Origin of the sequence: Stagnihabitans tardus (genome assembly GCF_009925085.1) — a bacterium.
GTDB classification, from domain to species: domain Bacteria; phylum Pseudomonadota; class Alphaproteobacteria; order Rhodobacterales; family Rhodobacteraceae; genus Stagnihabitans; species Stagnihabitans tardus.
This window is the reverse complement of sequence record NZ_JAABNR010000007.1, coordinates 32,457-50,701: the sequence shown is the minus strand read 5'-3', so window position 1 is coordinate 50,701 and position 18,245 is coordinate 32,457. Positions and strand designations below refer to the sequence as shown.

Sequence of the window (18,245 nt, the reverse complement as noted above, 5' to 3'; positions counted from 1 at the left end):
CGCGATGACCGATATTTCCATGACGCCGAACCTGGCCGAAGACCCCGAAACCGGGGAGCGCCCGCTTTGGCCCGCCGTGCGGCGCGGGTTGATGTGCCGCTGTCCCGCCTGCGGGGCGGGGCCGATGCTGAAGGCCTATCTCAAGGTGCGCGACCATTGCCCGGTCTGCGGCGAGGCCCTGCTGCATCACCGCGCCGATGACGGCCCGGCCTATCTGACCATCCTGATCGTGGGCCATATCCTGGCGCCGGTGATCTACTGGTTCTATGTCGAGTTCCGGCCCGAGCCCCTGGTCATGGCCACGACCTTTTGCCTGGCGACCGGGTCTTTGGCGCTTTTCCTTCTGCCCCGGATGAAGGGGGCGCTGGTGGCCCTGCAATGGGCCAAGCGGATGCATGGCTTTGCCAAGGCCGTCGACCCCGCCCATGGCGACGCCTGAGACGCCGATCCTGGCGGCTGCGGCCGTCGTGCTGCTCTGGCCCCAGCGGGGCGCCGTCCTGATGGGGCAGCGCGGGGCGGAGGCGGTCTTCATGCCCTCCAAGGTGGTCTTTCCGGGGGGGCGGGTGGATTCGGAAGATGCCGGGGGCCTTGGGATTTCAGAGACCTGCGCTGAGCGGCTGGCGCGCCACCCCCTGCCCGGCAGCCCTTCTGCCGGGGCACTCGCCGCCTGCGCCCGGCGCGAGTTGCAGGAGGAGACCGGCTTGCGGCTGCGCGAGGCCGCGCCTTTGCGCTTCATCTTCCGCGCCATCACGCCCGCAGGCAGCCCGCGCCGCTTCGACGCGCGGTTCTTCCTCGCCGATGTGGGGGATGTGCTGGGCGACCCGCTGGATTTCTCGCAGGCCGAGGCGGAGCTGTCGCACCTGGGCTGGATCGGCCTCGACCAGGCGCGGGGCCTGGACCTGCCCTTCATCACCGAGGTCGTCCTCTCCGAGGTCGGCGCCCTGGCCCGCGGCCTCGATCAGCCCGGCGTGCCCTTCTTCGACAATTCCGGCCCGGTGCCGACCTTCCGGCGGCTGTGAATCCTCTCCGGCCAAAGTGGCAACCGGTTCGGTCGGGCAGACCCTAGTCGCGGCGGACGGGCCAATGCGGATGGGCGACCGGGTCCTTGGCGCGCAGGAAATAGCGCCGGAAGACCTCCCCATAGCTGCGGTAAAGGTAATGGTCGTTGCGCTTTTGGAAGTGATCCTTCCGCGCGGCGTAATGCGCGGGGAGCTTGTACCAGGGCACTTGCGGGTGCATGTGGTGGACGACGTGGAAATTGTTGTTCAGAAACAACAGGGAAAGCGGCCCGCGATCCTCGATGACGACAGTGCGGGCGCGGTGGGCCTCATGGGCGCGGTGTTCGAGGAAGGTGCGGATCTTCAAGAGCCCGAAGCCCAGATAGACCGCGCCCAGATAGGCGGTGAGGGGCATGCGGTCGTGCAGCCACCAGAGGACCGGGACCAGGCCCAGGAGGTTCATCCCCCAGTCGCGGGCGATCTTGGCATCGCCCTTGGCGATCAGCTTCAGGTCGTTCCAGAGCCAAAGCCCGGTGCCCAGGATCGGCCCGATCAGGATGCGGCCCAGAAGCGTGTTGTTCAGCCGGAACAGGATTTGCACGGGTTTTGAAAGGCTTGCCCAGGTGGCGGGCTCCAGGAAATTCGATTCCGGGTCGTCATGCGGGTCGGTCAGGGCCGGGTCGTAGTGGTGCTGCAGATGGGTCGTGACGAAGCGGCGATAGGGGATGAAGAGCGCGAAGGCCGGAAAGACCAGCGCCTCGTTCAAGGCCGCGCTGCGGAAGGGGTGGCCATGCAGCGCCTCGTGTTGCAGCGAGGAGAATTGCGCGATGGCCACCCCGGTCAGGATCACCGAGACCCAAGGCGCTTGGGCCCAAAGCGCGGTTCCAAGCCCCCAGGTCAGATAGGTGGCGACCAGTAAGGCCAGCGTCGGCCATTCGATTTCTTTTTCCGTCACAACGGCTTGTCCCTTTTTTGCGCCTTAGCGATAGCACTTGCCGAAGACCTTGAAAATTCCGAGAATACGCAAGCTTTCCTCACCAATGTTGCGTAAAGTCACCAGATGCCGGAAATGATCGACAGACGCGACCGCGCCACACTGTTCCGCACAAGGCTGCTTCAGGCGCTGGAGGGGCGCTCGCAATCCTGGCTCGCGCGGGAGACGGGGCTCGACCGCTCCACCATCTCGGCGCTCTTGGCCCCGGGGACGCGGCTGCCCAATGCCCAGGCGGCGGCCGACTGCGCCTCTGTGCTGGGGGTCTCCTGCGACTGGCTTCTGGGCCTGACCGACAGGCGCGACCCGCCCGATGTCCTGGCCGCACGCGCGGTGACCCTGGTTCCTGCGGCCCGCGCGCTCTTCGACGACACGATCCTGGCCTGGCACCGCGCGGCCAAGGGCGCCAAGATCCGCCATGTGCCCGCAACCCTGCCCGACCTGTTGAAGACGCCCGAGGTCCTGGCCTTTGAATATGCGGCCATCCTGCCCGACCCCGGCCCCGCGCTCTCGGCCTTTCAGGCCCAGCGCGAGGGCCTGGACGCCAGCCTGCCCGATTTCGAGATCGCCCTGCCGCGCCATGAACTCGTCAGTTTCGCCAGCGGCACGGGCTATTGGTCGGGCCTCGCGCCCGAGCTCCGCCGCGCCCAACTGGACCATTTCGCGGAAGTGCTGGAGACCCGCTATCCCGCGCTGCGGCTTTATCTTTTCGACGCCCACCGGGTGTTTTCCGCCCCCGTCACGGTCTTTGGGTCGGACCGCGCCGTGGTCTATCTCGGCCAGCAATACCTGGTCCTGACCGACCAGGCCCGCGTGGCCGAGGCCGCGCAGCATTTCGACCACCTGGTCCGCGAGGCCGGCCACTCCGCCCGCGATACGCCCGGGCTGATCCGGGGGCTGGCGGTTTAGCGGCAAGACCGGTTCCCACTTTGCCGGACAGGCGTCAGTAGGCCCGGAGCCGCTCCACGTCATAGCCGTTGAACGACAGGATATCGCGCGCCGCCGTCAGCCGGTCGGGCGAGATATCCGCCCCCCGGTTGAGCACCGCCCCGATCCGCCCATCCGGCGCACCGATCACCAGGGTCCGGTTGTCGGCATCGGCCCAAAGCACCCAAAGCCCGCCGTCCTGCGTCTCGAACCGCCCCGGAACCCCGGTCGCCTGTGCCTCCCCCGCCGCCCGACCCGAGGCGAGGCAGAGGTCATAGGCGACGCGGGCGCCGACCTGCAACCGCCCGCCCGCGCAGTCGCCAAAGCCCGCGACCTGCACCCAGTCGCCCGAAAGCCGGGCGGCATCGAACCCGGCGATGGAATAGACCGGCCGCGAGAGGTCGCGCGTCACGGCCACGGGCTCGGGCCGCGCCGTGCAGGCGGCCAGCAAGACCAAAAGTCCAAGGCGTCTCATTCCAGGCATTGCGTCATCCTTCGGCCTTGGTTGTCCATGACTTCGTTGCAGCCCATGAGCGGCGCAATCGGCGCGCAAGTGCCTGATTGCGCGAGGCATTCTCCCTTGCAATCCGACTTGACCCGGCAGCTCTTGCCGCCCTGCCCGGTCGGTTTCACGCAAATGCGGCCCAAGGCACCGACCTTGGCCCAGGTCCCGCCCCCGCGCTCGCATTTCGCCTGTTCCGGCGAGATCGGCGGCGGCAGGGCTTCTTCCACGGGCGGAGCCGCTTCTTCAGTCGGCGGGGCCACGGCGGGCGTCACACCCGTGCCATCAGTCGGCAGGGCCGTCCCCGCAGTCGGCGGGGCCACGGCGGGCGTCACACCCGCCCCCTCAGTCGGCGGAGCCGCCCCCGCAGTCGGCGGAGTCACGGCGGGCGAGGCAACTGCCGCATCAGTCGGCAGGGCCGCCTCCAGGGTCGTCACCTCGATCGCCTCATCGGCAATCCCGCTCACCCCCGCAGGACCGCCCCCGGGCGCCTGCATCTGGCAGGCCGCGAGCAAGAGAACCAGCGCCAGCCGCCGCATCAATAGGGCATCGGATGGGCGCGGTGCGCCGCTTCGATGTCGCGCAGGACCTCGGCCGAGAGGGTCACCTGCCCGAGGTTCACCTCCAGCTGCGCCGTGGAGGAGGCGCCGATGATCGGGATCACCGGGAAGGGCCGCGAGAGGGTGAAGGCAATCGCCATCTGGCAGGGGTTCAGCCCATGCTTTGCGGCGATGTCGAGATAGACCTGCACCGTGGGCAGGGTGCGCGGCCCCATCCGCCCGCCAAGCGCCGGGTTCAAGACCCGCCGCGTGCCCTCCGGGATCACATCACCCTGGTATTTCCCCGACAAAAGCCCCGTCGCCAGGGGGGAGAAGGCCAGCAGGGGCAGGTTCTCCATCTGCGCGAGCTCGGCCCAGTCGGTGTCGAACTGGCGGCACATCAGCGAATATTCGTTCTGCACCGTCACGACCTGCGGCAACCCATGCTCGCGGGCAATCCGCAGCCATTCCATCGTGCCCCAGGTGCTTTCATTCGACAGGCCAAAGGCGCGGATCTTGCCTTCCGCCACCAACCGCCCGGCCTCTTGCAACAATTCCAGCATCTTGGCCCGCACCGCGACCGGATCGGCCTTGCGCGGATCAAAGCTCCAGGACTGCCGGAAGTGGTAATGCCCGCGCGAGGGCCAGTGCAGCTGGTAAAGGTCGATGTAATCGGTCTGGAGCCGCTTCAGGCTCCCCTCCACCGCCGCCCGCATCGAGGCCGCGTCAGGCCAGGCCCCCGCCCTCACCGCAGGCTGACCGCCGCCCGCGAGCTTGGTGGCCAGGACCACCCTCTCCCGCCCGCCCCGGGAGGCAAACCAGGTCCCGATGATCTCTTCCGTCCGGCCCGCATATTTCGCATCCGGCGGCACGGGATACATCTCGGCCGTGTCCCAGAAATTCACCCCGGCGGCCAGCGCCATATCCATCTGCGCATGGCCCTCGGCCTCGGAATTCTGCGACCCCCAGGTCATTGTCCCGAGGCAAATCTCCGAGACCTGCATCCCCGTCCGGCCAAGCTGAACCTGCTTCATCGCGCTCTCCTGATTTTGGCCGCAGGCTAGGGGGTTTGCGGCCCAAAGGGAAGCGGGCGGGGTTGAGAACATTTGAGGAACATTTACACTGTCCCCATGGTATCACCGATTCTTCACCTGCCCGATGCCCGCAAGGGCTGGCCCGATCAGCAATTGATCGGGCCGCTGAGCCTGGCGCGGGGGCGGTTGCATGAATTCTGCGGGGCGGCGCGGGTGACGCTGGGGGCGATCCTGATGCGCCACTCCCAGGGTCCGGTCGTCTGGGTCCTGCCCGGCTGGCAGGCCGAACGGATCTATCCCGCAGGCCTGACCGAATTCGCCGACCCTGGCCGGATCATCTTTGCCCGCGCCCGCCGGCCGGAGGATATCCTCTGGACGATGGAGGAGGCGCTCCGCTCCGGCGCCGTGCCCCTGGTGATCGGCGAGGTCCTGGCCCCGCCCGGCCTGACCCCGGTCCGCCGCCTGCACCTGGCGGCCGAAACCGGGGCGGAGGCCGCGCGTCATGCCGACCGCCTCGCCCCCCTCGGCGTGCTGATGACCCCGGGCGAGGGCGGCGCACAGGGGGTCGAGACGCGCTGGCAATTCTGGCCCGCCCCCTCGGGCTCGACGCTGTACGAACGGCGCGAGGCCTGGGGCTTGCGGCGGCTTCGGGCGCGGATGGCGCCGGTGGCCGAATGGCGGGTGACGGGACAGGAGGGGCGGTTGGCGCTGCATGAGGCCCGCTTGCCCTAGATCAAACCGCCCACTTGCCGTGGATCAAGGCGCCCGGTCCGGCTTTGCCCCACAAGGGACATGCAACCCAAGGAGGCGAGCATGGACCTGAGATTCGACGGCAAAGTGGCGATCGTGACGGGCGCGGGCTCGGGGATCGGGGCGGCGATTGCGCGCGACCTGGCGGCTTCGGGCGCCAAGGTGGTGGTGCAGGACCTGGACTTGGACAAGGCCAAGGAAGTGGTGGCCGAGATCGAGGCCAAGGGTGGCAAGGCGACTGCGGCCAATGGCGATGTCTCGGACCCCGACAAGGTGGCGGCCCTGGTGCGCAACGCCGTGGGCTGGGGCGATGGGCTGCATCTTCTGGTGAACAATGCGGGCATCGGCGGCCCCTTGGCCCCGGTGGGCGAATACCCGCTGGACGGCTGGAAGAAGGTGATCGACGTCAACCTCAACGGCGTCTTCTATGGCATGCGCTTTGCCATTCCCGCGATGAAAGAGGGCGGCGCCATCGTCAACATGGCCTCGATCCTGGGCTCGGTCGGCTTTGCCGGGGCTTCGGCCTATGTGGCGGCCAAACATGCGCTTCTGGGCCTGACCAAGGTCGCGGCCATCGAATATGCGGCCAAGGGGATCCGCGTGAATGCCGTGGGCCCGGCCTTCATCGAGACGCCCTTGCTTTCGGCCCTGCCGCCCGACGCCAAGGCGGGGCTGGTTGCCGTCCACCCCATCGGACGGCTCGGCACGCCTGAGGAGGTCTCTGCCCTGACGCTGTTCCTTCTGTCGGACCGCGCCTCCTTCATCACCGGCAGCTATCACCTGGTCGATGGCGGCTATACGGCGCAGTGATCACTTCGGCAGCTTGGTCAGCCGGGTCTGGAAGTATTTCCAGATATAGAACAACAGGATGACCAGGCCGAAGGAGGAGAGATACTTCCCCTCGACCCCGCCGAAATCCTTGGCGGTGTCGAGGAAATCGCCCAAAGTGTCCAGCTTTTCACGCTGCGCGGTGAAGGTCTTGAGTTCCTTCTCGATGCTGGAGATCTTGGCCGTGGCCCAGGAGGGCTTGCCCGCATCCGCATTGGCCGATTTCATCGCCTTGACGATCTTGGCATGGTTCTTGGCCGGATCGAGGCTCGCCACCTTGATCGCATCGGCCAAGGCGCTGTCGAGCTTCAGCATCTCGCCCATGGTCTCATCGAGCCAGAGAAGCCCCGCCTTGGTCTTCTCCCCCAGCTTGTCGGCATGGGAGGAGCCCGCGAGCTTCATCAAGGGCGCATAGCGGGTCAGGAACTTGCGCACCTTCAGCGCGGCGGTCTTCAGCTTGGCCGCGTCCATCTCGGCGCCATGGGGGGTGACCAAGGGCTTCAAGAGCTTGGAAAGGACCGACATGTCCTGCACGGCCTCGGAAATCTCTTTCAGCACGGGGGCGTCGAGGCTGGCCATGGGACCCTCAAGGATTTGATGCAATGGGGTCAGGCTAGCCCGGCCCCTCGAGTCGGGCAAGCGAAGTCGGGAAGGCGATCTTGCAGCCGGCGAAATCGCGCAAGCGTCTGGCCCTTGGCCCGGGCTTGCGGTATCTGGGGGCAAGCATCGAAAAGGGGCGTGTCATGGCGCGAATTCTCATCACCTCTGCCATCCCTTACATCAACGGGATCAAGCATCTGGGCAACCTGGTGGGCAGCCAGCTGCCGGCCGATCTTTTCGCCCGCTACAACCGGGCGCGGGGGCATGAGGTCATGTTCATCTGCGCGACGGATGAACATGGGACACCGGCCGAGCTTGCGGCCGCCAAGGCGGGCAAGCCGGTGGCCGAGTATTGCGCCGAGATGCACGAGGTTCAGGCCGAGATCGCCAGGGGCTTCCGGCTGAGCTTCGACCATTTCGGGCGGTCGTCCTCGGCCCGCAACCACCACCTGACCCAGCATTTCGCGGGCGTTCTGGCCGAACAGGGCCTGATCCGCGAAGTGACCGAGAAGATGATCTTTTCGGTGGACGACAACCGCTTCCTGCCCGACCGCTATATCGAGGGCACCTGCCCGAACTGCGGTTTCGACAGCGCCCGGGGCGATCAATGCGACAACTGCACCAAGCAGCTGGATCCGACCGATCTGATCAACCCGCGCTCGACCGTTTCGGGGTCCACGAACCTGGAGCTGCGCGAGACCAAGCACCTTTACCTCATGCAGCGCGCCTTGAAGGACAAGCTCGAGGCCTGGATCGACAGCAAGAGTGACTGGCCGATCCTGACGACCTCGATTGCCAAGAAATGGCTGAACGATGGTGACGGCTTGCAGGACCGGGGGATCACGCGCGACCTGCATTGGGGCATCCCGGTGAAGAAGGGCGATCAGCCCTGGCCGGGGATGGAGGGCAAGGTCTTCTACGTCTGGTTCGACGCGCCCATCGAGTATATCGCAGGCACCGCCGAATGGGCCGATGCGAACGGGCTTGGGGATGAGGCTTGGCAACGCTGGTGGCGCACCGACAAGGGCGCGAGCGACGTGACCTATTACCAGTTCATGGGCAAGGACAACGTCCCCTTCCATACCCTGTCCTTCCCCGCCACGATCCTGGGCTCGGGTGAGCCCTGGAAGCTGGTCGATTACCTGAAAAGCTTCAACTACCTGAATTACGACGGCGGCCAGTTCTCGACCTCGCGCGGGCGCGGGGTTTTCATGGACCAGGCTTTGTCCATCCTGCCCGCCGATTACTGGCGCTGGTGGTTGCTTTCGCACGCGCCCGAAACCTCGGACGCCGAATTCACCTGGGAGAATTTCCAGGCCTCGGTCAACAAGGACCTGGCCGATGTGCTGGGCAACCTCGTCTCCCGCGTCACCAAATTCGCCAAGTCGAAATTTGGCGATGCGATCCCCGAAGGCGGCGAGTTCGGGCCCCAAGAGGCCGCCCTCATCGCCGACCTCGGCGCCCGTGTCCGCGAGTATGAGACGCTGATGGCGCAAATGGAGGTCCGCAAGGCCGCAGCCGAGCTCCGCGCCATCTGGGTCGTGGGCAACGAATACCTGCAATCGGCGGCCCCCTGGACCGTGGTCAAGACCGACCCCGAGCGCGCGCAGGCGATGATCCGGCTCTCCTTCAACCTGATCCGGCTTTACGCGGTCCTCTCCTCGCCCTTCATCCCGGACGCGGCCCAGACCATGATGACCGCGCTGGGTTGCGCGGACTGGTCCTGGCCCGAGGATATCGCCCATGCCATGCGGGTGCTGGAGGCGGGCCATGGCTTCCAGGTGCCCGAGAACCTTTTCCGCAAGATCACCGACGAGGAGCGCAGCGATTGGCAAACGCGCTTTGCTGGCAAGCGGGACTGATCTTCCTGGCGCAGGCGGCCCATGCTGACTGCGCCGCGCCAGAAGGCGACTTCCAGGCCACGATCTGCGCTGACCCGGGGCTCCGTGCCAAGGCCGAAGCGATCTGGACCACCGCCACCGAAACGCTCGCGCAGAACCGCAACCCATGGGTCGCGCTCGGCCTGCGTCGTTCGATCCGGCATCAGCTGGACGCCTATGGCAACGCCTGGGATTACGCCAAGGCCCAGCCAGAGGACTCCGGGGCCTGTGACGACGAACCGAGTTCTTGTGCGGAGACCTGGTTCACCAAGGACTGGCTGGCCGAACGGCTGGAGCGCCTGTCCAGCTTTGCCGCCGATCCGTCCAACCTCGCCCTCTTGCGCGAGGAGATGCGGTTCCGCCGCAAGTTTACCGGCGGGCCTTTCGGCCATGACGACGCCAACTGCGGCCTGCTGGAGCCCTGGGTGCTGGAGCGCCCCTACGAAGACCTGCATTGTGCCGGGACTTTCCGCATCCAGCACCATGACCGGGTCTGCACGGCTGAGGTCACCTGGGCCTCGGGCCACTATATGACCGACCTGCGGGTCGATCAGATCGTCGCGGGACAGCCGGTTCTGAAAGGCCGCTGTTCGATCCTGGACCAGGGCGGCTGGGGGAGCGAGCCCTTCTGCCCGGAAATGAGCATCGACGCGCCCCAGGTCGGCTGGACCACGGCGCCGGACGATTTTTCCGATCCCCTCGTTGCGCGGCCCGACCTGGACCCGATGGACCCGGGCGAAACCGATGTGGTGGCCATGGCCATGCTGGGACCGGACGGCCTGCCCGGAGGCTTTGCGCCGCCGCTCACCGACTGGTTCCAGACCTGCCTGACGACGCCGGATTACCCTCCGCCCGACCAGGTCCGCGAATGACAAGGCCGCCCCGAAGGACGGCCCCTTTCCCCGCGCGTAGGGTGCGCTTCAGCGCACCGCTCCGCACCTTGCCTCAATAGACCCCAAAGAGCTTCAGCGCGACCAGGAAGAGCACCACCGCCAGCATGGTCCGCAGCGCGGCCTCGGGCAGGCGGGGGGCGAGATGGGCGCCGATATAGATCCCCGGCACCGAGCCGATCAGCAAGGACGCCAGCATCGCCCAATCGACATCGCCCAGGAAATACCAATGCCCGAGCCCCGCCACCAGGGTCAGGGGCACGGCATGGGCAATGTCTGACCCCACGATCCGCACCGTCGCCATGCGGGGATAGAGCACCAACAGCGCCGTCACCCCGATGGCCCCTGCCCCCACCGAGGTCAGCGTCACCAGGACGCCCAGCACGACCCCCGTCACCACGGTCATCGCGGCGATGGAGAACTCGCTCACCCCCTCGACCGCGCGGGCGAGATAGGCCACGATCCGTCCGCGCAAGAGCATGGTGAAGGCCGTCACCACCAGCACACAGGCCAGCGCTGTCACCAGAACTCCGCTCTTCGTCCCGGCCAGGTCGTAATGGATCATCACCAGGAAGGTCAGCAGCGTCGCCGGGACCGAGCCCAGGGCCAGCCGCCGCACGATCTGCCAATCCACCGCTCCGTTCTTGCCATGGACCGCCGTGCCGACCGACTTGGTCAGGGCGGCATACAAGAGATCCGAGCCCACGGCCTTGGAAGGCTCCACCGCGAAAAGCGCGATCAGAAGCGGCGTCATCAGCGAGCCGCCGCCCACGCCGGTCAGGCCGACGATCACGCCGACCACCAGGCCGGAGAGAGAAAAGAGAAGGTTGATGTCGCCGAACTGCATCTGGGGGGAATCCTTTTGCTTCGGCGATGAGGTGGCGCAGGCCGGGCTTTCCTGTCAATGAAAAAAACAAATCTCGACTGATGAAGGTGAGATTATGATGAAGATCGCCGCCCCAACCCGCCCAAAAACGACGCACTCACGAGGAAATGACGCATAAGGCCGCGACTGCGGCGATCTGGGGGTGAAACCCGCGGCACAAGCTGCTAAGATCGCGCCATGAACGAGGTCGCAAAATTCGTCTCCAAGGGCGCTGCCCATGTGACCCTGGCCACCCAGGGCCGGGCCCTGCCCGTCAGCTTCGTGCTTTTGCCCAAGTTCACCATGCTGGCCTTTTCCTCGGCCATCGAGCCCTTGCGGATGGCCAACCAGCTGACCGGACAGGTGCTGTTCAAGTGGCAGGTGCTTTCGGACGACGGCGCTCCGGTGGCCTGTTCGAACGGCGTGCCGATCATGGTGGACGGTCCCTGGGCCGAGGCGCAGCCCGAGGGGATCGTCCTGGTGATCTCGGGGGTGGAGCCCGAGGGCAAGGCCAGTGGCGCCCTGGGGGATTGGCTGCGCGGCCTCTGGCGGCGGGGACGGATCGTGGGGGGGCTTTGCACCGGGGCCTATGCTTTGGCCACGGCCGGGATCCTGAAGGGGCGGCGGTTCACGCTGCATTGGGACAATATCCCGGCCTTTGCCGAGCTCCATCCCGACCTGCCCCCGGCGCGGCAGGTGTTTTGCATCGACGACCGGGTGATGAGCTGTGCCGGGGGCGTGGCTGCGGCGGATCTGATGCTGAAGCTGATCGCCGACCGCTATGGCGCGGAGCTGGCGCAGGGCGTGATGAACATGTGCCTTCTGACCCAAAGACGCGATGAGGCCGATCAGCAGACGACCTCCTTGGCCGCGCGGCTTGGCACGCGGCATGAAAAGCTTTTGCAGGCCGCGGCCTTCCTGGAAGCGCGGATCGAGGAGCCCTTCGACCTCGACGCCTGTGCCGCCCATCTGAACCTCTCGCGCCGCCAGATCGAGCGGCTCTTTGCCACGCATCTCGACGTGACCCCGGTGCGCTATATGAACGACCTGCGGCTGGCGCGGGGGCGGGCTTTGCTGTCGGAGACCGACATGAAGGTGACCGAGGTCGCCGTGGCCTGCGGTTTCGCCTCGGCCTCGCATTTCTCGAAGAGCTTCCGCAAGAAATACGGGCTCTCCCCCTATCGCTTTTCCCACTTCGGCGGCGCTGACCCCACGACCTGACGGAGCGCCTTGCGGCGCAAGCCTTTTGCCTCGCCTGCGGGCTTGCGCCCTTCGGCTCGAGGGAGCCTCCGGCGGGGATATTTGGGAAAAGATGAAATAGAAGGCCCCTCTTCCCATTCATCTTTTCATAAATATCCCGGGGGGTTTGGGGGGCAGCGCCCCCCTGCTTGCGATGCCGCAGGTGCAGCGTTATGGAAGGGCAAAGCGGAGTTTCCCCCATGCCCCTGTTCCTTTCCACGATCGATGCCGATTTCGAAACGCAATTCGCGGCCCTTTTGGGGATGAAGCGCGAAGAGGCGGAGGATGTGGATCAGGCGGTGGCGGCCATCATCGCCGATGTCCGGGCGCGGGGCGACCGGGCTGTGCTGGAGCTGACGGCACGCTTCGACCGGCTGGAGCTGACGCCCGAAACCCTGGCCTTTTCGCCCGGCGAGATTGCGGCCGAGGTGGCCAGGGTCTCGACCGAGGACCGCGCCGCGCTGGAGATGGCGGCCGAGCGCATCCGGGCCTATCACGCGCGGCAGATGCCGCAGGATGCGCTCTGGACCGATGAGATCGGCGCGACGCTTGGCTGGCGCTGGACTCCCGTGACGGCGGCGGGGCTTTATGTGCCGGGGGGGCTGGCCTCTTATCCCTCTTCGGTCCTGATGAATGCGATCCCGGCCAAGGTGGCGGGTGTCTCGCGGCTGGCAGTGGTCTGTCCGACCCCGGGCGGAGTGGTGAACCCCCTGGTTCTGCTGGCGGCCCAGATCGCCGGGGTGGACGAGATCTACCGGATCGGCGGGGCACAGGCGATTGCGGCCCTGGCCTATGGGACCAAGACCATCGCGCCGGTCGACAAGATCACCGGGCCGGGCAATGCCTATGTGGCGGCGGCCAAGCGGCGGGTCTTTGGGCGCGTGGGCATCGACATGATCGCGGGCCCGTCGGAGATCCTGGTGATTGCGGATGCCGACAACGACCCGGACTGGATCGCCTTGGACCTCCTGTCCCAGGCCGAACATGACGAAAGCGCGCAGTCGATCCTGGTGACGACCTCCGAGACCTTTGGCCGGGCGGTGGCCGATGCGGTGGCCAAGCGCCTGGAAACGCTGGAGCGGCGCGCCATCGCGGGCGCCTCCTGGGCCACGAATGGCGCGGTCATCGTCGTGCGGAGCCTCTCCGAGGCGGCGGCCCTCTCGAACCGCGTGGCGCCCGAGCACCTGGAGCTTTGCGTCGCCGACCCGGAGGCGCTTTCGGCCGAGATCACCCATGCGGGCGCGATCTTCCTTGGGGCCTATACGCCCGAGGCGATCGGTGATTACATCGGAGGGCCGAACCATGTGCTGCCCACGGCACGCTCGGCGCGGTTCTCTTCGGGGCTTTCGGTGATGGATTTCGTCAAACGCACGACCTTGGCCAAGATGACACCCGGGGCGCTTTCCGCCATCGGGCCGAATGCCGAACGCCTGGCCATCTCGGAAAGCCTGCAGGCCCATGGGCTTTCGGTGCGCGCCAGGTTGGACGTTCTGAACGGGGGGGAGAGATGAGCCGCCTCATCGCCATCGACATCGACGACCGGGCGCTGCCTGCCCCCTCGCCGGAAGTGGACCAGGAACGCAAGGTCGCGGTCTTTGACCTCCTGGAGGACAACGCTTTCTCCATCCCCCGCGCGGCGGAATTCCCCGGGCCCTACCGCCTGGGCCTGGCGGTCCGCGAGGGGCGGCTGGTCTTTGGCATCTCGACCGAAGACGGGGCGCAGGTGGCCGAATTCCACCTGTCGATGGGCCCCTTCCGCCAGGTGGTGAAGGACTATTTCCAGATCTGCGAAAGCTATTTCGAGGCGGTCAAGCGCCTGCCCCCCAGCCAGATCGAGGCCATCGACATGGCACGCCGCGGCATCCACAACGAGGGCGCGCGGGTGCTGCAAGAGCGGCTCGAGGGCAAGGCCGTGGTCGACACCGCCACGGCGCGGCGCCTCTTCACCCTGATTTGCGTCATGCACTGGGGCTGACATGGGCAAACTTCCCTCGGCCGTGCTGTTTTGCTGCGACCACAACGCCGTCAGGTCTCCGATGGCCGAGGGGATGATGAAGAAGTTCTATGGCCAGGAGGTCTATGTCCAGTCCGCCGGGGTCAAGAACGACATGGAGATCGACGGCTTTTCGATCGCGGTCTGTGCAGAGCTGGGGGTCGAGCTGTCGCGCCACCGCTCGCGGTCCTTCGAAGAGATGCAGCAATGGGGCGACGACCTGGGGCAATATGACCTGATCGTGGCCCTGTCTCCGGCCAGCCAGCGCATGGCCTTGGAGCTGACGCGGACCCATCATGTCGAGGTCGAATATTGGCCGATCCTCGATCCCACGGGGCTGGGAGAAACGCGCGAGGCCAAGCTGTCCGCCTATGCCCAGGCCCGCGACCAGATCCGCGACCGGATCTTCAACCGCTTTGGCCCGCCGATCACACAGGACTAGGTCTGCGCCTCTTGCAAGGCGGGCAAGTTCTCTTCGATCCAATGCGCCAGCGACAGGACCCGCACGGCCAGCTCTGCCCCAAGCGGGGTCAGCGCATAATCGACATGGGGCGGCACGACCTCATGCGCCGTGCGGATCACCAGGTGGTCGCTTTCCAGCACCTGCAAGGTTTGCGCCAGCATCCGTTCCGAGATGCCCTGGACCCGGCGCCGCAGCTCGGCAAAACGCAGGGTGCCGGGGGCCAGGGCGATCAGGATCAGCGTGCCCCAGCGCGAGGTGACATGCTGAAGGATGGCCCGCGAGGGGCAATCCTCGGCCAGGACATTGGCGGGCAAGTGCTGTGCGATTTCGTTCAGGGACTTGTGCATGGGTGCGGCATACTTACAGAAATGTGGGTTCTTCCTTTTCGTAAGTATGGGTTTAGGTAGGGGACGTCAAGCACAGGAGGCTCCCATGACCACCATCGCCATCACCGGCTCCACCGGCCAACTCGGCCAGCTCGCCCTTGCCGCCATCAAGGCCCGCGGCGGCCAGGCCATCGCGCTTGCCCGCGACCCGTCGAAAGTTTCGGGCGAGGCTCGCGCCTTCGACTATACCAAGCCCGAGACCTTTGGCGCGCTGAAGGGCGTCGATGTGCTGGTGCTGATTTCGTCCAATGATTTCAACGACCGCGTCGGCCAGCACAAGGCGGTGATCGCGGCCGCCAAGGCCCATGGCGTGGGTCACGTGATCTATACCTCGATCCTGAAGGGCGATGCCTCGCCGATGATCCTGGCGCAGGATCACATCGGGACGGAGGCCGCGCTGAAAGCCTCGGGCCTGGGCTTCACCCTCTTGCGCAACGGCTGGTATATCGAGAACTACACGGGCGCGCTGGGGGCTGCGATCCAGCACGGCGCGATGATCGGTTCGGCCGGAAAGGGCCGGATCTCGGGCGCCGCCCGTGCCGATTATGCCGAGGCGATTGCCGCCGTGGCACTGGATGCGAGCAAGCAGGGACAGGTCTACGAGCTGGCGGGCGATGTGGCCTTTACAATGGCCGAGATGGCTGCGGTGGTCTCGGCCAAGGCTGGCAAGCCGGTGGCCTATGTCTCGATGCCGCCGGCCGATTACGCCAAGGCGCTGGAGGGCTTTGGCCTGCCTGCGGGCTTTGCCGCGATCCTGGCGGATTCGGACGACCATTCCTCGCGCGGGGCGCTGTTCGATGAGAGCAAGACCCTGTCGGGCCTGATCGGGCGGCCCACCACGCCCATGGCCGAAGTCGTCGCTGCGGCGCTGGCGTAAGGAGGGGGGCCAGCCCCCCTCACCCCCCGGGATATTTGGGAAAAGATGAAATCAAAGACCGTGGCTGCGGTCGTAAGCATTGGGTCCCGGGGGCGTCCAGCCTTCCGGGGCCTCTTGCGGTTGAAAGACCTCGACCAGAAGCGGGTGGCAGGCGGCCTGGTCGGAGGAATGCTCCGCCGAACAATCCCCGCCCGGACAGGCCGAGAGCGCGCCGATCAGGTCGGTTTCGGCGAAGAATTCCAGGTAATCCCCGGGGCGCACCGGGCTCGCCTTCATGAAATACTGCCCCGTGTCGCGGGTGAAGCCGGTGCACATGAAGACATTCAGCACGTCATGGATATGGGCTTCGGCCTGGTGCAGGGGCAGGCCCGTCCGCGCGGCCAGGGCCCGGGTCAGGTTCGAATGGCAACAATGGTGGTATTGGCCCCCGCTCAGCAGGTTATGCGTATAGGGGTCGCAGCGCGTGCCGATCACGTCATGGACCGAGCCGCCAAAGGCGTCGAAGCCATACCAGTCCAGCGTATCCTCGGTGATCAGCGCCAGGGGGCGCAGGTGGGGCAGGTTCGACCACATCCGGTCGCCGCTGCTCAGATGCGTGCCATGCAGCGCGCGGGTCTTGCCCGAGAAGAAGCGCTCGCCAAGGTCATGGGCGTTCCAGAGGTTCAGGTCGCCGACCTGGGGTCCCTCGACGCTTGAAATCCGGAAGAAATGGCCCTGGGGCACATCGAAACACCGCGCCTCGCGGGCGGGGACCAGGGTGGAGGAGACCAGGCGCCACCCCTCGCGAGCCGCGTGAAAGGGGGCGAGGTCGGGACGGGTCAGGCTTTCGACCGGATAGCAGATCACGGGCGCCACCGCCTTGCGGGCGGAGGCGTCCAGGGGCGCGCGGTGCTGTGGTGTCTCGGGTTTCATGACGTCCTCCTGCCGTCAAGCTGACCCGAAGGCCTGGCAGAGACAAGGGGTCAGACGGCCTCGGCCAGGGCGGGTTTGCCAAGATCCAGGCGGATGACCCGGGCCGGGGCCGCGCGGCGGGCGGTCGAATAATCCGCAGGCATCCGCAAGACGCCGTAGACCCGCCCGTCCTCGTCGTTGACATAGGTCGGACCCGCCTTCTCGACCCCGTAGCCCAGTTGGCGCAGCGCCCGCATCAAGAGCATCGACGAGAGGCAGATCATTTGCACGGCGCCCTGGGCCCGCGCCGTCTCGACCAGGCCGTCGACGATCAGGCGCAGGCATTCCGACCGTTCGGCCTGGGTCGTCAGCGCGTCCGAGACCACGAGCCGGGTGCATTCCCAGACATCGGGCGCGGCAATGTCGGTGGTCATGATATGGCCCGGGATATGGCGCAGCTTGCCCGTATAGGCATCCCGCAGCATGTAGGTGTGATCGCCCCAGGCCACGGTCGTGGCCATGGCCCGCGCCCCACCGACCACGCGGCCATTCTTCAGAACCAGCGAATACTGCGCCAATGGCGTGTCGTATTGGTCCATTTCGACATGGGCATTGTGCGGCACGTCCCAGCCGAGCTCGTCCACGAAGACCTGTTTGCGCAGGCCGAGGAATTCGTAGAAGGCGCGGCCATGCAGGTGCAGGCCAGAGAAGTCGAAGCGGATGTTTTCCATGTGAGTCCCCAAGACAATAAGTTGCAGTAAATGGATTCTAAACTGCTCTGGGTTGTATGCTAAGGTCAAAACGACGCCCATGGTGGCGCGACGCCACGCCATTTCAACTTTTCGGCGAGTGATTCAGATGATCCGACGCCCGACGGCGATCGAGGCGGCCTGACTCAGCGTCCGGGCCCCCAGTTTGCGCTTGGCATTGTTCAGCCGCGCCTTGACCGCGCTTTCCGAAATGCCAAGGTCTCCGGCGATCTGCTTCAGCCGCAAGCCCGAGGCCTGCATCTGCAGGGCCTCGACCTCGGCGGCGGTCAGGCCGGGCTCGGCGGCATTGCCGTTGTGCAACTCGCGCAGCATGCCGTGCAGGGCCAAGAGGTCGCCATCGCTGAAGGCGTCCGCATTGCGATAGAACAGCCCGTAACTGCGCCGCCCCCGGTCCGCCGGGGTCACGACCGAAACCGCAGCCCCATGTTGCAGGCCAAAGACCCGCGCCCGCCCCATGATCTGCTGCGGATCGGGCAAAGCGATGTCGGAGAGACGCGTGGCGCCGGTATTGCCATAGACCCATTTCAACGCCGGATCATGCACGACCAGGCCATTGGCGGTGTAGAACTCGACCCAATTGGCCGGCAGGGCGTTCAGTTCCTCTTCGGGAAAGGAAAAACCGACGCGGAGGGCCAGGTAAAAGCCCGCATCCGCGATCTTGTCGATTCGGTCCTTCATCCCCTGTAACGTTGCCATCTACTTTAAAACAGGTTGTCGGTGGCCAGAACTGCTCATAGCCTCTTGGCGTTAACACTTGCCCGTTTTAGCTGTGCGACGCAACAATTAGCATCCTTGAGGTGAAGTTTTGACCACGGCCACGGA

Annotated in this window: 22 protein-coding genes; 12 read left to right on the top strand and 10 right to left on the bottom strand. The window is 66.2% G+C overall.

What is annotated here, in order from left to right:
* The first annotated feature begins 4 nt into the window (after positions 1–4).
* Together GV832_RS08885 and GV832_RS08880 are read left to right on the top strand one after the other, a co-directional pair.
* A complete protein-coding gene (locus GV832_RS08885; protein ID WP_227754324.1) occupies positions 5–439 on the top strand; it encodes a DUF983 domain-containing protein in 435 nt (144 codons plus the stop codon).
* Positions 426–1,019 (top strand): NUDIX hydrolase, encoded by a 594-nt coding sequence (locus GV832_RS08880; protein WP_168774500.1) that lies wholly within the window; start codon positions 426–428, stop codon positions 1,017–1,019. The genes GV832_RS08885 and GV832_RS08880 overlap by 14 nt, the downstream gene beginning before the upstream one ends.
* Before the next feature lie 43 nt (positions 1,020–1,062).
* Here GV832_RS08880 and GV832_RS08875 read toward each other — a convergent pair whose 3' ends face one another.
* Positions 1,063–1,953 (bottom strand): fatty acid desaturase, encoded by an 891-nt coding sequence (locus GV832_RS08875; protein WP_168774499.1) that lies wholly within the window; start codon positions 1,951–1,953, stop codon positions 1,063–1,065.
* Positions 1,954–2,067: 114 nt separating this feature from the next.
* Between GV832_RS08875 and GV832_RS08870 the strand changes: the two genes are divergently transcribed.
* The gene (locus GV832_RS08870; RefSeq protein ID WP_354001943.1) at positions 2,068–2,898 is read left to right on the top strand and encodes a helix-turn-helix domain-containing protein; all 831 of its coding nucleotides are present in this window, start codon (positions 2,068–2,070) and stop codon (positions 2,896–2,898) included.
* A gap of 34 nt (positions 2,899–2,932) precedes the next feature.
* Here GV832_RS08870 and GV832_RS08865 read toward each other — a convergent pair whose 3' ends face one another.
* Genes GV832_RS08865 through GV832_RS08855 form a run of 3 tightly spaced genes read right to left on the bottom strand, consistent with a single transcriptional unit; the run spans position 2,933 to position 4,991 of the window.
* Positions 2,933–3,391, bottom strand: a complete 459-nt coding sequence (locus tag GV832_RS08865; protein WP_168774497.1) for a lipocalin family protein — start codon at positions 3,389–3,391, stop codon at positions 2,933–2,935.
* Entirely contained in the window at positions 3,388–3,957 is a 570-nt protein-coding gene (locus GV832_RS08860) for a hypothetical protein (RefSeq protein WP_168774496.1), read from the bottom strand. Before GV832_RS08860 ends, GV832_RS08865 begins: the two co-directional genes overlap by 4 nt.
* Positions 3,957–4,991, bottom strand: coding sequence for an aldo/keto reductase (locus GV832_RS08855; protein ID WP_168774495.1), 1,035 nt, complete (start codon positions 4,989–4,991; stop codon positions 3,957–3,959). The genes GV832_RS08860 and GV832_RS08855 overlap by 1 nt, the downstream gene beginning before the upstream one ends.
* 96 nt (positions 4,992–5,087) lie before the next feature.
* Here GV832_RS08855 and GV832_RS08850 point away from each other — a divergent pair, with 96 nt between their 5' ends.
* Entirely contained in the window at positions 5,088–5,723 is a 636-nt protein-coding gene (locus tag GV832_RS08850) for an ImuA family protein (RefSeq protein ID WP_168774494.1), read from the top strand.
* An 81-nt stretch (positions 5,724–5,804) separates the two neighbouring features.
* Positions 5,805–6,551, top strand: a complete 747-nt coding sequence (locus tag GV832_RS08845) for an SDR family NAD(P)-dependent oxidoreductase (RefSeq protein WP_168774493.1) — start codon at positions 5,805–5,807, stop codon at positions 6,549–6,551.
* On the opposite strand, the gene GV832_RS08840 is transcribed toward GV832_RS08845, so the two are convergent.
* Complete coding sequence (locus GV832_RS08840) at positions 6,552–7,148, bottom strand: hypothetical protein (protein WP_168774492.1); 597 nt, start codon at positions 7,146–7,148, stop codon at positions 6,552–6,554.
* Between the two features lie 164 nt (positions 7,149–7,312).
* Between GV832_RS08840 and metG the strand changes: the two genes are divergently transcribed.
* Positions 7,313–9,031 carry a methionine--tRNA ligase gene (metG, locus tag GV832_RS08835; protein ID WP_168774491.1) on the top strand — a complete coding sequence of 573 codons (1,719 nt, stop codon included), beginning with the start codon at positions 7,313–7,315 and terminating at the stop codon, positions 9,029–9,031.
* On the top strand, positions 8,998–9,921 hold the full coding sequence (locus GV832_RS08830; RefSeq protein WP_168774490.1) for a hypothetical protein: 924 nt from the start codon (positions 8,998–9,000) through the stop codon (positions 9,919–9,921). Before metG ends, GV832_RS08830 begins: the two co-directional genes overlap by 34 nt.
* 73 nt (positions 9,922–9,994) lie before the next feature.
* On the opposite strand, the gene GV832_RS08825 is transcribed toward GV832_RS08830, so the two are convergent.
* Entirely contained in the window at positions 9,995–10,786 is a 792-nt protein-coding gene (locus GV832_RS08825) for a sulfite exporter TauE/SafE family protein (protein ID WP_168774489.1), read from the bottom strand.
* Positions 10,787–11,002: 216 nt separating this feature from the next.
* Between GV832_RS08825 and GV832_RS08820 the strand changes: the two genes are divergently transcribed.
* From GV832_RS08820 to GV832_RS08805, 4 genes are all read left to right on the top strand, one after another.
* Complete coding sequence (locus GV832_RS08820) at positions 11,003–12,025, top strand: GlxA family transcriptional regulator (RefSeq protein ID WP_168774488.1); 1,023 nt, start codon at positions 11,003–11,005, stop codon at positions 12,023–12,025.
* Between the two features lie 218 nt (positions 12,026–12,243).
* On the top strand, positions 12,244–13,554 hold the full coding sequence (hisD, locus tag GV832_RS08815; RefSeq protein ID WP_168774487.1) for a histidinol dehydrogenase: 1,311 nt from the start codon (positions 12,244–12,246) through the stop codon (positions 13,552–13,554).
* A complete protein-coding gene (locus GV832_RS08810) occupies positions 13,551–14,018 on the top strand; it encodes a UPF0262 family protein (RefSeq protein ID WP_168774486.1) in 468 nt (155 codons plus the stop codon). The genes hisD and GV832_RS08810 overlap by 4 nt, the downstream gene beginning before the upstream one ends.
* Position 14,019: 1 nt before the next feature.
* Positions 14,020–14,478, top strand: a complete 459-nt coding sequence (locus GV832_RS08805) for an arsenate-mycothiol transferase ArsC (protein ID WP_168774485.1) — start codon at positions 14,020–14,022, stop codon at positions 14,476–14,478.
* Here the strand turns inward: GV832_RS08805 and GV832_RS08800 are convergent.
* Positions 14,475–14,846, bottom strand: coding sequence for a winged helix-turn-helix transcriptional regulator (locus tag GV832_RS08800; protein WP_168774484.1), 372 nt, complete (start codon positions 14,844–14,846; stop codon positions 14,475–14,477). The genes GV832_RS08805 and GV832_RS08800 overlap by 4 nt on opposite strands.
* An 85-nt stretch (positions 14,847–14,931) precedes the next feature.
* Between GV832_RS08800 and GV832_RS08795 the strand changes: the two genes are divergently transcribed.
* Positions 14,932–15,762, top strand: a complete 831-nt coding sequence (locus GV832_RS08795; protein ID WP_168774483.1) for an SDR family oxidoreductase — start codon at positions 14,932–14,934, stop codon at positions 15,760–15,762.
* Positions 15,763–15,813: 51 nt separating this feature from the next.
* On the opposite strand, the gene GV832_RS08790 is transcribed toward GV832_RS08795, so the two are convergent.
* The 3 genes from GV832_RS08790 to GV832_RS08780 form a co-directional block, all read right to left on the bottom strand.
* Positions 15,814–16,674 (bottom strand): urea carboxylase-associated family protein, encoded by an 861-nt coding sequence (locus tag GV832_RS08790; protein ID WP_168774482.1) that lies wholly within the window; start codon positions 16,672–16,674, stop codon positions 15,814–15,816.
* Positions 16,675–16,724: 50 nt separating this feature from the next.
* Positions 16,725–17,384: an acyl-homoserine-lactone synthase gene (locus GV832_RS08785; protein ID WP_168774481.1), complete on the bottom strand. Its 660-nt coding sequence runs from the start codon at positions 17,382–17,384 to the stop codon at positions 16,725–16,727.
* 123 nt (positions 17,385–17,507) lie between these two features.
* Complete coding sequence (locus GV832_RS08780; RefSeq protein WP_227754323.1) at positions 17,508–18,101, bottom strand: helix-turn-helix transcriptional regulator; 594 nt, start codon at positions 18,099–18,101, stop codon at positions 17,508–17,510.
* Positions 18,102–18,245: the final 144 nt, after the last annotated feature.

Coding starts and splice junctions, on each gene's coding strand:
- GV832_RS08885 (WP_227754324.1), top strand. CDS start 5: ATGACCGATATTTCCATGACGCCGAACCTGGCCGAAGACCCCGAAACC.
- GV832_RS08880 (WP_168774500.1), top strand. CDS start 426: ATGGCGACGCCTGAGACGCCGATCCTGGCGGCTGCGGCCGTCGTGCTG.
- GV832_RS08870 (WP_354001943.1), top strand. CDS start 2,068: ATGATCGACAGACGCGACCGCGCCACACTGTTCCGCACAAGGCTGCTT.
- GV832_RS08865 (WP_168774497.1), bottom strand. CDS start 3,391: ATGAGACGCCTTGGACTTTTGGTCTTGCTGGCCGCCTGCACGGCGCGG.
- GV832_RS08860 (WP_168774496.1), bottom strand. CDS start 3,957: ATGCGGCGGCTGGCGCTGGTTCTCTTGCTCGCGGCCTGCCAGATGCAG.
- GV832_RS08855 (WP_168774495.1), bottom strand. CDS start 4,991: ATGAAGCAGGTTCAGCTTGGCCGGACGGGGATGCAGGTCTCGGAGATT.
- GV832_RS08850 (WP_168774494.1), top strand. CDS start 5,088: ATGGTATCACCGATTCTTCACCTGCCCGATGCCCGCAAGGGCTGGCCC.
- GV832_RS08845 (WP_168774493.1), top strand. CDS start 5,805: ATGGACCTGAGATTCGACGGCAAAGTGGCGATCGTGACGGGCGCGGGC.
- GV832_RS08840 (WP_168774492.1), bottom strand. CDS start 7,148: ATGGCCAGCCTCGACGCCCCCGTGCTGAAAGAGATTTCCGAGGCCGTG.
- metG (WP_168774491.1), top strand. CDS start 7,313: ATGGCGCGAATTCTCATCACCTCTGCCATCCCTTACATCAACGGGATC.
- GV832_RS08825 (WP_168774489.1), bottom strand. CDS start 10,786: ATGCAGTTCGGCGACATCAACCTTCTCTTTTCTCTCTCCGGCCTGGTG.
- GV832_RS08820 (WP_168774488.1), top strand. CDS start 11,003: ATGAACGAGGTCGCAAAATTCGTCTCCAAGGGCGCTGCCCATGTGACC.
- hisD (WP_168774487.1), top strand. CDS start 12,244: ATGCCCCTGTTCCTTTCCACGATCGATGCCGATTTCGAAACGCAATTC.
- GV832_RS08810 (WP_168774486.1), top strand. CDS start 13,551: ATGAGCCGCCTCATCGCCATCGACATCGACGACCGGGCGCTGCCTGCC.
- GV832_RS08805 (WP_168774485.1), top strand. CDS start 14,020: ATGGGCAAACTTCCCTCGGCCGTGCTGTTTTGCTGCGACCACAACGCC.
- GV832_RS08800 (WP_168774484.1), bottom strand. CDS start 14,846: ATGCACAAGTCCCTGAACGAAATCGCACAGCACTTGCCCGCCAATGTC.
- GV832_RS08795 (WP_168774483.1), top strand. CDS start 14,932: ATGACCACCATCGCCATCACCGGCTCCACCGGCCAACTCGGCCAGCTC.
- GV832_RS08790 (WP_168774482.1), bottom strand. CDS start 16,674: ATGAAACCCGAGACACCACAGCACCGCGCGCCCCTGGACGCCTCCGCC.
- GV832_RS08785 (WP_168774481.1), bottom strand. CDS start 17,384: ATGGAAAACATCCGCTTCGACTTCTCTGGCCTGCACCTGCATGGCCGC.
- GV832_RS08780 (WP_227754323.1), bottom strand. CDS start 18,101: ATGAAGGACCGAATCGACAAGATCGCGGATGCGGGCTTTTACCTGGCC.